The 12,507-nt window shown below is 34.5% G+C and carries 11 protein-coding genes; 8 read left to right on the top strand and 3 right to left on the bottom strand.

Going from position 1 to position 12,507, the window contains the following annotated elements; translation table 11 throughout:
- Positions 1 to 187 precede the first annotated feature (187 nt).
- Both AC1RPU_RS00445 and AC1RPU_RS00440 read left to right on the top strand, forming a co-directional pair.
- Positions 188 to 943 carry an ABC transporter ATP-binding protein gene (locus tag AC1RPU_RS00445; RefSeq protein WP_481760919.1) on the top strand — a complete coding sequence of 252 codons (756 nt, stop codon included), beginning with the start codon at positions 188 to 190 and terminating at the stop codon, positions 941 to 943.
- Between the two features lie 22 nt (positions 944 to 965).
- A complete protein-coding gene (locus AC1RPU_RS00440; RefSeq protein ID WP_481760918.1) occupies positions 966 to 2,765 on the top strand; it encodes an ABC transporter permease in 1,800 nt (599 codons plus the stop codon).
- Between the two features lie 50 nt (positions 2,766 to 2,815).
- Here AC1RPU_RS00440 and AC1RPU_RS00435 read toward each other — a convergent pair whose 3' ends face one another.
- Positions 2,816 to 3,499, bottom strand: coding sequence for a histidine phosphatase family protein (locus AC1RPU_RS00435; protein ID WP_481760917.1), 684 nt, complete (start codon positions 3,497 to 3,499; stop codon positions 2,816 to 2,818).
- Positions 3,500 to 3,767: 268 nt separating this feature from the next.
- Between AC1RPU_RS00435 and AC1RPU_RS00430 the strand changes: the two genes are divergently transcribed.
- A complete protein-coding gene (locus AC1RPU_RS00430) occupies positions 3,768 to 4,499 on the top strand; it encodes a deoxynucleoside kinase (RefSeq protein ID WP_481760916.1) in 732 nt (243 codons plus the stop codon).
- A 46-nt stretch (positions 4,500 to 4,545) separates the two neighbouring features.
- On the opposite strand, the gene AC1RPU_RS00425 is transcribed toward AC1RPU_RS00430, so the two are convergent.
- Positions 4,546 to 5,208: a histidine phosphatase family protein gene (locus tag AC1RPU_RS00425; protein WP_481760915.1), complete on the bottom strand. Its 663-nt coding sequence runs from the start codon at positions 5,206 to 5,208 to the stop codon at positions 4,546 to 4,548.
- A 71-nt stretch (positions 5,209 to 5,279) separates the two neighbouring features.
- On the bottom strand, positions 5,280 to 5,939 hold the full coding sequence (locus AC1RPU_RS00420) for a VTT domain-containing protein (RefSeq protein WP_481760914.1): 660 nt from the start codon (positions 5,937 to 5,939) through the stop codon (positions 5,280 to 5,282).
- Positions 5,940 to 6,117: 178 nt separating this feature from the next.
- On the opposite strand from AC1RPU_RS00420, the gene AC1RPU_RS00415 reads away from it, so the two are divergent.
- From AC1RPU_RS00415 to AC1RPU_RS00395, 5 genes are all read left to right on the top strand, one after another.
- Positions 6,118 to 6,261 carry a hypothetical protein gene (locus AC1RPU_RS00415; RefSeq protein ID WP_481760913.1) on the top strand — a complete coding sequence of 48 codons (144 nt, stop codon included), beginning with the start codon at positions 6,118 to 6,120 and terminating at the stop codon, positions 6,259 to 6,261.
- 87 nt (positions 6,262 to 6,348) lie between these two features.
- A complete protein-coding gene (gene helD / locus AC1RPU_RS00410; protein ID WP_481760912.1) occupies positions 6,349 to 8,640 on the top strand; it encodes an RNA polymerase recycling motor HelD in 2,292 nt (763 codons plus the stop codon).
- Positions 8,641 to 8,702: 62 nt separating this feature from the next.
- A complete protein-coding gene (gene coaA / locus AC1RPU_RS00405; protein ID WP_481760911.1) occupies positions 8,703 to 9,623 on the top strand; it encodes a type I pantothenate kinase in 921 nt (306 codons plus the stop codon).
- A gap of 133 nt (positions 9,624 to 9,756) precedes the next feature.
- Positions 9,757 to 11,298, top strand: a complete 1,542-nt coding sequence (gene guaA, locus AC1RPU_RS00400; protein ID WP_481761138.1) for a glutamine-hydrolyzing GMP synthase — start codon at positions 9,757 to 9,759, stop codon at positions 11,296 to 11,298.
- A gap of 297 nt (positions 11,299 to 11,595) precedes the next feature.
- A complete protein-coding gene (locus tag AC1RPU_RS00395) occupies positions 11,596 to 12,507 on the top strand; it encodes an abortive infection family protein (RefSeq protein ID WP_481760910.1) in 912 nt (303 codons plus the stop codon).

Genomic DNA, 12,507 nt, shown 5'->3' with positions numbered 1-12,507 from the left:
CTAACAATTTATAAGTATAGTGAACTGACTAATTAATTTCCATGAAAAATTAAATTAATATAAAATGTAATCGTTTTAATGAGAATTAAGTTAAGAATTAACGATAATAAAAATTGCTATTTAATGTGTACTATGTATAATAGTACACATATAGTAAAATGATAAATATAAATGGAGGACTAATAAAATGAAAGAAATAGTTGTAAGCGCAAAAGATGTTAAAAAAGTCTACGGTAAGAATAAAGAGAAGAAAACGGAAGCCTTAAAAGGGATTAATTTTTCTGTCGAACAGGGTGAATTTATTGGTATCATGGGGGCATCAGGATCAGGTAAATCAACATTACTTAACTTATTATCAACACTAGACCAGCCGACTTCAGGACAAATTGAGATTAATAATCAGGATATCTCAATGATGCGTGGCGATAAACTATCAGATTTTAGAGCACAACAAATTGGCTTTATTTTCCAAAGTTTTAACCTGCTAGATAACTTAACGGCAGCTGAAAATATAACATTGCCACTATCATTACAGAATGCGTCTATTTCTAAATATCAAGAACGTATTGATAAATTAACGAAAACACTGGGGATAGATAGTGTTCTTGGACAATTTCCAACTGAATTATCTGGTGGCCAAAAGCAACGAGTTGCAGCAGCTCGTGCTTTAGTCCATAATCCTGCAATCTTATTAGCAGATGAACCAACAGGTGCTTTGGATTCTAAAAGTGCAAAGTCACTCCTATCAACGATGGAAAGTTTAAATAAAAATGATCAAGTATCAATTTTGATGGTGACTCATGACGCTGTTAGTGCGAGTTACTGTCAACGAATTCTCTTTATTAAAGATGGTAAGATTGGTCGAGAATTGATTCAAGGAACGAATACGCGAACAGAGTTTTATCAAGAAATTTTAAATGAACTAGCTAAGAGTGAACAATAATTTTAAGAAGGGAGGAAACAATATGTTATTAAAATTATCCTTAACTGGAATTAAGAGTCGCTTTAAAGATTATCTAATCTTGTTATCAGGACTCATTATGGCTTCAGCAATCTTTTACATGTTTGAAGCATTAGCAACTAATCAAGAATTTATTAAACAAAATGCGACGATAAAATTTGCAGCAATGATTTTCCAAGTAGGTTCTGTACTACTTGCAATTATTACACTGTTTTATATTATCTATGCGAATACATTTTTAATGAGCATGCGTCAAAGAGATTATGGGATGTTCATGATGCTAGGCGCTAAAAAGCGTAAGATTGGGCGCTTAATTTTCACTGAAACTTTAATTATTGGCTTAATTGCAACAGCTGTTGGTATTTTAGTTGGTATTGGACTGACATATGGCGTTAGCCAATTTTTAGTAGATAAAATGGATCTTGCACCGCATTCTTTTCAAGCTTTTTATTTCCCAGCAATCCTAATAACAATGCTTTTCTTCGTTATTCTTTTCATGATTGCTGCTATATTTAATCGACAAAGCTTGTTAAGAACGCCTATCTTAAAATTATTAAATGAAGCAGAACAACCACAAGGTAAAAAGCTAAAATCTTATAATATCTTAATTCAAAGTATCTTAGGATTAGGTTTAATTGCAAGTGGCTATTATTTATTAAGTCATTTAGCACTGTTTCAAATGGCTGGATTTATTGGGTCAGTCGTAACAATTTTGATTGGGACATTTTTAATTTTCAATTCATTATTTAGTGGATTGGTTCAATTATTAAAACGTAATAAGGGATTTTCTGAAAAGCAATTAAATACCTTTTTATTAGGGCAACTTAGCTTTCGATTAGGTTCATTAAATCGGGTTCTAACAATGGTTGCGATGTTATTTGCACTAGCATTAGGCGCAATAACTGTTGGGATGGGATTCTCTGGTGTGGTTGATCAAACAGCTACTTCTACTTCCCCATATGATGTTGTTGTCCAAAATCCATCAACAAAAGAGAAAAAATTACTTAGTCAATTGACTGATAAAAAAGAGTCCATTTATGAAGCAAAAAAAGTTGGTTCTGTCCGTTATTTTAAAAAATCTGACTTTGTGAAATCACCATTGTACACGCTTGATTTCACGGAAACGGGAACGGCTACCGGTAAATTTATTAAAGTTGACCCTGCCAAAATGACAGCTAAAAATGAGGATAATCTATGGGGAAATGCTGTTAGAACTACATTGGAATCCCCTGATATGTTAAATCCAGTACTTGTCTCTGACGCATCATTTTCAGCTGTTTCGGCGAAGACACAACGTATCCATACTGTTAGGTTAGCATCATTTAAAGATAATAAAGAAATCTTAAAAGCATTGAGCGAAGAAATACCTAAAAATCAGTTAGATAATTCATCTTATTTTATGAATAAGTATGTCGTATATCAGTTGGCTAACGGCATTTATGGCGGATTAGAATTCATTGGATTCTTCTTAGGCGTTGCGATGTTGGCAATGTTAGCAAGTGTTCTTATGTTTAAAATATTGTCTAGTGCGGCAACGGATAAAAAACGATATGATTTATTGAACCAATTAGGCGCTAAGCAACGACTAATGAAAAAATCAATTAGGCGCGAAATTGGCATCTTATTCTTCTTACCTGGAATTGTCGGTGTAATCCACGTTTTATTCGGACTACAAATGTTCAAGGAATTAATTCCAGATCCATATTCACATATAACGATTCCATTTATTATTTTTGCAGTTCTCTATTTGGGATATTATTGGGTAACAGTTACCTTATATAAAGGGATGGTATTAAAAAAATAAAAAAGAGGTGAATATTCAGTTTTTAAAACTGAGTATTCACCTCTCTTTATTTAGATGGGTTGTTCGCCAAAATTACCATAATAGCTAACTTCAATTGTATCGTGATGAACGATTAATTTAGTGACGCTACCATTTTTAGGACTAGATGATATATCAATATTAGGTGCGTATCGTGAAACGATACTTCTAATTGCTGTCCCGTGACCAACTAATAGAACGTTGTCATTATTATTTTGGTTAGTGCGTAAAAAATCAAAAGCATGATCATAGCGATTCCAAAATTCTTGGTCATTTTCAGCTAAATTAAAAGGGTCAGCACTTTTTATGAAATCACGTGAGTCTTCGATGGAATATTTTTCAAGAATATCATTGAAGGTTTGACAATTAAAAGGTGTACCAACTGTTTGCATAACAGCTGCAGTATCTTGGCCTTCAAATGAGCCATAATATTCTTCTCTAAAAAGTGCTGTTTCAATTGGTGTTAACTGTGCATTTTCTTCAACATTCGTTTCACTTAAAATATGGCTTAGTGTTTTTTTTGTACGCATTGTGTCACTTCGATAAATGGCATTAAATGATTTATCGCGTAAAAGTTTTCCTGAATGGGTGGCATCGTTGATTCCCTTATCTGTAAGTGGAGAGTCACACCAGCCTTGCATTCTCTGGAAAGAGTTAAAAAAAGTTTGGCCATGACGAACCATATAAACGGTAAATGACATATGAAATCCTTTCATAAATAAATATTTAATTTGTAAATAAAAAAGGTACTTAGAGCTGTCTGGTTTTTGATGAATAGTCTCACTTAATGCATTAATTTTAGAAAAAGAAAAGACTTTTATTTTATTTAATCCAATGTATACTAAATAAACGGAGAATTAAAATATGAGATTATTTATGACTACTAGTAAGATGATACCGAATGAGATATTAATTACAAGTCTAAATCTAATTGTTTTAACTGCATAAATTGTATTAACTATTCAAGAAGGAGTGTTTATTATTTTGATTACGTTGGCTGGTATTATTGGTTCAGGAAAATCTAGTATGACAAAAATTTTATCTGAAGAACTTGGGGTAGAGGCTTTTTACGAACCTGTTACAGATAACCCGGTATTACCTTTATTTTACAAAGGTAACGAAATCGCTGCAAAAAAACGTGAAGCAGGGGATAAGGAAGCAACAAATCCCTACGCTTACTTATTACAAACTTTCTTTTTGAATCGTCGTTTCAGAATGATTAAAGCAGCAATGCAAGAAGATAATAATGTTCTTGATCGTTCAATTTATGAAGATGCTATTTTTATGAAGATGAATACAGAAATGGGTAATGCCACAACTGTTGAATATAACATCTATCAAGATTTATTAGAAAATATGCTTGAAGAGTTACCTTATGCTGCACATAAAAAATCACCCGATTTGATGGTTATGATTAAAGTTTCTTATGAAACAATGGTTAATCGTATTCAAAAACGTGGCCGTGATTATGAACAAATTGAAACTGACCACTCATTGGTTGAATACTATAAAACATTACTTCGCTATTATGAAGATTGGGAAAAAGAATATGACGTTTCTGAATTTTTAGTTATTGATGGCGATAAATACGATTTTGTTGAAAATGAAGCTGATCGTAATATTGTTTTAAATATTATTGAAGATAAATTACAAGAATTAGGTAATTTATCTGAAAAAGAAGTTATCGATTACAAGACACAACGTAAATCAATTTAAACTAAAAGGAGTAACCAATTTTAAAAATTGGTTACTCCTTTTTTATTTAGATTTTATCATCATCGTGATGATTGAAATATTCAACTTTAACTGAATTGTCATCAACGATTAACTTAGTTACACTACCGTTTTTAGGGCTCATTGTAATATCAATTTCGGGTGCAAAATGAGAAACGATACTTCTGATTGTTGTCCCATGACTGACAACTAAAACGTTATCGCCATCTTTAGCATCTTTACGCAATAAATCAAAACCTTTATTACGACGTGCCCAAAAATCGGCATCGTCTTCAGCATCATGGAAAGGATCGATTTCTTTGAAGAAGTCACGTGCCTCTTCAATTGAAAATTTTTGCAAAATCTCAGTGAAATTAGCAGCGCCATGTGGCTTACCAACAACAAACCAAGCTTGAGAAGAATCGGCACCTTCATAGTAACCATAGCCTTGCTCTCTAAGAAACTCAGATGTTGTAACAATTAAATCTGAAGAGTTTTCATTTTCAGATAAAATGTAGTTAGCTGTACGATTTGCGCGGGTTGTATCACTACTGTATGCATTAGCAAACTGAATTTGTGATAATTTTTTTCCAGTAGTGTGGCCGTCGTTAATGCCTTTTTCTGTAAGTGGTGAATCGGACCAACCTTGCATCCGATTATATTTATTGAAAATGGTTTGACCATGGCGAACGAGATAGACTGTAAATGGCATGAGAACCTCCTGAAGTTTATGTGATAGCCCCATTATACGCTAAAGAAAACGATTATTCTAAAAAGCTTATCCTAGAATTTAGCATCAAGTTTTTTTCTAAGTAAAAATTTCGTAAGTTGTACTAACCCAGCTAAGACCACTGGAAGTAATGCTATCCCGGCAATTGAAAGGAAAATAATAGAAAAATGATCCTTAACAAATGGAATTGCGCCGAAGTAGTAACCGACGCCACTTCCAATGGCTACCCAAAGTGAGACGCCAATTAAGTTGAAAATACTAAAATGTCTGTAATTCATTTGAATAGTACCAGAAATAAGTGGCACAAAAGTTCTAATTAATGGGATAAAGCGTCCAAATACGACTGTTTTTGCACCATGTTTTTTGAAAAAACTTTTGGCGATTTCCATCTTTTCAGGGGGGATTCTTTTTTTAAAGAAAGGTAATTTATTTAAATGTCGACCAATTTCAAAATTCACGGCATCTCCAGAGAGTGCGGCAAAAAAGAATATTGGGACTAATACCCGAATATCAATGGTATCTGTTGAGTAGGCGGCAATGGAACTAGTGAAAAAGAGTAGCGACTCACCAGGTAGAAAAGGAAAAACAACAAGACCTGTTTCGGCAAAGATAAGTACAAAAAGAATTAAGTAACTCCAGTTACCTAAAGTCTGGAAAAGAGGTCCTAAATAATTTTCGAAATGGGTGAAGAAAAACCAAGCTTGTTCGAACATTGTCAGGCCCTCCAATCGTTTTAGTCTTACTCATTATATTAAACTGAAATTAAAAAAAAGGCTATTATTTTAACTGATATTTAGCTTTTATTAAGATTTGTCTCACTATAAGAGGTCACCAGTGTTAAACAGGTTTCGATACTGGTATACTAGATATATTAAATTTTTGGAGGTCAATATGACTAGACACACTTTAATTGCAGGAATGACAACTTTAATTGGTCTAATTATTGGGATTGTGATAAGTAAAATTGCTGTCGCAACATTAATTGGATTAGCTGTTGGAATCGTAGTTGACCAATTCCTACCAAATAAGAAATAAGTTCAATTAGTTGCCTATTTGAGTTGATTATAAAAAAATGATACACTATTAGGCCTAATAAAATCATGTAAAGTGGGGTATTGAGAAATGGCTGATGAAATTAAAATCGAAGAACAAGCACATCTTGATGATGTTATTGTTAAAATAAAAGATGCTGAAGTTAAACGTCAAAATGAAATAAAGTACGCTGAAAGTGAAGCACGATCGATTAATGGCGAATTTACAAGTGATGTTCATATCAATACGACAACATACACTGGAATGATTGATACAGCAATGTCTGTTCGTCAGCAACAACAGTTATTAGCTGAACGTGAAACGAGTTGGAAAAACGCAACTTCTCGTTTAGACATTTTAAAGAAATTAGAAAAGAAACCTTATTTTGCACGTTTAAACATTCAAGAAGGAACTAATAAAAAAGAAACAATCTATATTGGCTTGGGCTCTTTTGCTGATCGACCTGAACACTTTATGGTTTATGATTGGCGTGCACCCATATCGAGTGTTTATTACGATGGCGGACTAGGTGATGTCACTTACCAAACTCCTGATGGTGATCAAACAGTAGATGTTTCATTGAAACGTCAATTCGTAATTGAAGATGGCCAAATTGAAACGATATTTGATACTGATGAAGCTGTTGGTGATCAGATGTTATTAGACGTCTTGAATGATTCTGCTGATACAAAGATGAAGAGTATCGTAACGACGATTCAGAAGGAACAAAATCAAATTATTCGAGATGTAAAAGCTGAATTATTATTTGTTCAAGGTGCAGCTGGTTCGGGTAAAACCTCAGCTGTATTACAACGTGTGGCTTACTTGCTGTACCGTTACCGCGGTAATTTAACAGCTAGTCAAGTTGTTTTATTCTCACCTAATCAATTATTTAATGATTATATTGATCAAGTGTTGCCAGAACTTGGTGAACAAAATATGGTTCAAATGACTTATTTCCAATATGCATCAAGACGTTTACCAAATATGCAAGTTGAAACGTTACAAGAACGCTTTGAAGAAGACAATGCGCCTGCTAAAAAACGTATTCAAGTTCTGAAAAATAGTTTGGCATTCTTTAATGCCTCAACTGCTTATTCAGAACATTTGGAACAAGCAGACATGAAGTTCAGAGATATTAAATTCAATAATGAAGTCTTTATTTCAAAAGATAAAATAAAAGGTATCTACTATAAATATAATGAAAATTATCATTTACGGACAAGATTAGAAGCAACACGTGAATCATTAGTTAAATTATTGAATCGTCGAATTGAAGCTGAGGCTAAGTTAGAATGGGTTGAAAAAGCAATTCAAGATATGTCTAAAGAACAATTGAATGATTTGTATGGAGACCAAGACCGCGAATTTGCAAGCGGTGATAAAGAAATGCGTTTCTTAACGCGTACTTTAGTTATGCGCCAATTTACAAGTGTGCACAGAGCAATTGTGCGCAATCGATTCTTAAATATCAGTTCACAATATGTGAACTTTTTACACAATGTGCCTAAGTATCTTAATTTGAGTGACTATAATGTTACTGTAGAAGAATGGCAAGCAGATGTGGCTGAAGTTGTGTCACGTTTAAAAAATCGTCAAATATCGATGCATGACGTTACGCCATACTTATACTTATTTGATCGTATGACGGGTAAGCATGGTGAAACAGATGTCCGTTACGTCTTTATTGATGAAATTCAAGACTACACGGCATTTCAATTAGCTTTCTTGAAGGAAGGGTTCCCAAGAGCTAAGTTTACACTGCTTGGTGATTTAAACCAGGCTATTTTCACAAAAGAAAATAGTAAGAGTTTACTATCAGAATTGGGACATTTATTCCCAGCTGATAAAACCAAAGTCGTGCAATTGACGAAATCATATCGTTCAACACAACAAATCACAGATTTCACAAAAGAAGTGTTGATAAATGGTGAATCAGTGACGTCATTTAACCGACAAGGTGACTTACCCACAATGACTGTGGATAATAATTCTGATAAATTAGTTCACGATTTAGAAAAACAAGTACAACAAAATGTGGATGATCATCTAACAACGGCAATCATCGCTAAATCATTAGCTGAATGTACAGAATTGTATGAACAATTACAAGCCGAGGGCGTGCCAGTTACATTGATTAAAACGGAAAATCAACGTTTGGCCGATGGAACGATTATTGTGCCAGCTTTCCTAGCTAAAGGTTTGGAATTTGATGCGGTTGTTATGTGGGGCGCTTCAAAGATTAACTATCATGAAGAAGACGAGCGTCAATTAGTTTATACGATTTGTTCAAGAGCAATGCATCGACTAACTGTTTATGCTGAAAAAGAATTATCACCATTATTTGACCATGTTTCAAAAAGTTTATATAGTTTAAAATAAGCTATGGAAGAAATGACCTATTGCGGAAACTGATAGGTCATTTTTATTAGAGGATTGTTAAAATGGATAAACAAATGAATTATTATAAAATTCCAAGGGATGAATGGCGTGGCTTTTATAAAACGAAACAGATTGATTTGTCACAACAAAAATTGAATGAAATTCAATCTGTTAATGATAAGATATCAGTTCAAGATGTGCAGGAAATTTACATGCCATTGGTTCATTTATTAAATATGACATTGTTGGGTAAGCAAGATTTGCAATCAAAAAAAGCAGATTTTCTAGGAATTAAAGATCAAAAATGGCCTTTTGTGATTGGAATTACGGGTAGTGTTGCAGTGGGTAAAAGTACAACGGCACGTTTGTTGCAATTATTACTCACAGCGTTATACCCAACAAAAAAGGTTCAAGCAATTACAACGGATGGCTTTTTATATCCTAATGAAACACTAATTCACCAGAATATCTTGGACCGTAAAGGTTTTCCAGAAAGTTATGACATGGAAAAACTAATTCTATTTTTAAACGACGTGAAAAGTGGTCTGAAAACTGAAGCACCAGTATATTCACATGATAGTTATGATATTGTACCTGGAATGGTACAAACAATTAATCAACCAGATATTTTGATTGTTGAAGGGATTAATGTTTTACAATTACCAAGTAACCAACAATTGTATGTTAGTGATTTCTTTGATTATTCAATTTATGTTGATGCTGATGCTGACTTAATTGAAAAATGGTATTTGGAACGTTTTGGTGTTCTTTTGAACACCTCTTTTCAGAAACCTGGAAATTACTATTATGATTATGCGATTGGTAACCACGATGAAGCATTTAAGTTGGCACGTAATGTCTGGAAAACCGTGAATTTAAAGAACTTACAAGAGTTCATTTTACCAACCAGAAATCGTGCTGATCTTATTTTAGAGAAGACAGATGAGCATCGAATTAATACCGTTTATTTACGCAAATATTAGAAAATAGAGATATTTTCACAGATTTTCATGAAAATTAAATCAAACGATTGACCAAGTGGGTTTCAATCAGTAGAATAGACGTAATAAGAAACTAAAAAATATGAAGAGGTGACTATTTTTGGCCAACGTTAGCATGCAAGATTTCGACAAAATTATCGTTCTTGATTTTGGTAGTCAATATAATCAATTAATTACTCGTCGTGTACGTGAATTCGGAATTTATTCTGAATTGTTATCACACAAGATTAGTGCAGCCGAAATAAAAGAGATTGCCCCTAAAGGTATCATTTTTTCTGGTGGCCCAAATAGTGTTTATGATGAAGATGCACTCAGAGTAGATCCTGAAATCTTTGAATTAGGTATTCCTATCTTAGGTATCTGTTACGGTATGCAACTAATGGCATATACAATGCCAGGTGGTAAAGTTGAAAGTGCAGATAACAAAGAATATGGTAAGGCTGAAATTGAGGTTACTAATCCAGAAGGAACTTTATTCAAAGGATTACCAGCTGAACAAACAGTTTGGATGAGTCATGGTGACTTAGTAACAGAAGTTCCTGATGGTTTTACATCAGTTGCAACTTCTGTTAACTGTCCTATTTCTGCAATGCAAAATCTTGATAAGAAATTCTATGGCCTTCAATTCCATACTGAAGTTCGCAACACTGAATTTGGGGATGACATTTTACGTCGTTTCGCATTTGATGTTTGTGAAGCTGAAAGTAACTGGTCAATGGCTGATTTTATTGATTTACAAATTGCTAAAATCCGCGAAACTGTTGGTGATAAAAAAGTCCTTCTTGGTTTATCAGGTGGGGTTGATTCTTCAGTTGTTGGTGTTTTATTGCACAAAGCAATTGGTAACCAACTAACAAGTATTTTCGTTGATCATGGTTTACTTCGTAAAAATGAAGCTGATCAAGTTATGGAAATGCTTGGCGGTAAATTTGGCTTGAATATCATTAAAGTTGATGCTCAAGAACGTTTCTTAGGTAAATTAGAAGGAATTTCTGATCCTGAAACGAAACGTAAAACAATTGGTAATGAATTCATCCGTGTCTTTGATGATGAAGCTACTAAGTTAAAAGGAATTGACTTCTTGGCTCAAGGAACACTTTACACTGATGTGATTGAATCTGGGACAGATACTGCCCAAACAATTAAATCTCATCATAATGTTGGTGGCCTTCCTGATGATATGCAATTTAGCTTAATCGAACCATTGCGAACATTATTCAAAGATGAAGTTCGTGAACTTGGCGAAAAAATGGGTATGAGTGAAGAATTAGTATGGCGTCAACCATTCCCAGGCCCTGGTCTTGGAATTCGTGTTCTTGGTGAAATTACTGAAGAAAAATTAACAATCGTTAGAGATAGTGATTTAATTTTACGTGAAGAAATTAAAAATGCTGGTCTTGATCGTGAAATCTGGCAATACTTTACTGTCTTACCGGGCATTAGAAGTGTTGGTGTGATGGGCGATGGACGTACTTATGACTACACAGTTGGTATCCGTGGTGTTACTTCAATTGATGGTATGACTGCTGATTTTGCTAGAATCCCTTGGGATGTCTTACAAAAAATCTCAGTCCGTATTGTAAACGAAGTCGCACATGTTAACCGCATCGTGTATGATATTACGAGCAAGCCGCCTTCAACAATCGAATGGGAATAGCGATGTAGGCCAATTTGAGCTAGAAAGAGTGATACAGAGGCATTTTGGATTTGCTCAAGGCAGCTCAAACTCCGCCAACTCCGCCAAAAAAATATGGTGCTCCGCCGAAACTCCGCCTAATTATGGTGGACAATCAATCGAAAACTCATTTAAGACTGCTAGAACTTACTTGGTTCTGGTGGCCTTTTTTAGTCTGGCGGAAAAATGAACTTGCGAGAATACACAGTAGAGTGCTTGGTATTTATGGGCTTAGGATATATAATTAAATAAGTTATTAATACTGTGGGGGGAAAGGCATTGGAGTCAGAAAATTTTGAATTACTGGAAAACACAGATATTACAACTTTCTTGATTGACCGACCGTGGATAACTTACCGAACAAATGCAGATCTTGACGCTCTGGGATCCAGATTTGGTTCTCCAAATCCAGAAGGTTCAAACAGATTACGCCGAATGAGTTCGATAATCAGTGCAACTCATGCAAATGATCGAACGGCTTCTTTATTATCGTTTCTATTTTCACCAGCACAGTTGCGACCGGTGATTAATGAGTATCTTTCTGGAAGTCAGTTTTCGCAACTGAAGGAAATTGATAACTTTATTCTGGAAGGCCTTACTGGTGATGAATCTAAGGACATCCTGATTGTAGCAGACGCAATTAAGCAGCGCGTAATCAGAGAGATAAACGCCATTCTTCTCTACAGCAACTTAAAACTCGTATCTAGTGGTAATTCGTGGGAAATTATCGCAGCAGATGAGAATGTAAAAGTCCTCGTGCCGATCAAGAGGATCAATTCAGGATACATTTCAGAGTTGTTGGCGCAGGGACAAGATGACTTGCAGGATAATGATTTTGACAGCGTAGTTACAAAGGCTAGAACACTTATCGAAGAGGTGTTTCTTCAAATATTGTCCGATAACGACGTAAAGTGTAAGCGTAATGGCGATATTGGTCAATATCGTAATTTGGTGGTTAAAACATTGGGAATGAGACCTTCTCGGGAGTGGAATCCACGTATTACGAAAATGATTAGTCACTTAAATGGAATCACCGATTTAATCGCAGAAATGCGCAATAAAGATGGCGATGCACATGCTAGCAATGAACGAGTAAAAATTCAGGCAGCAGAGGCGGAACTACTACTCAATACGTCTGTTAGTCTGGCTACCTACTATCTCAGAGTCAATGACAGACATGTACAGAGATAA

This window comes from Dellaglioa sp. CoH-55-MRSF-7 (genome assembly GCF_056782235.1).
This window is presented reverse-complemented; position numbering and strand designations above follow the sequence as displayed.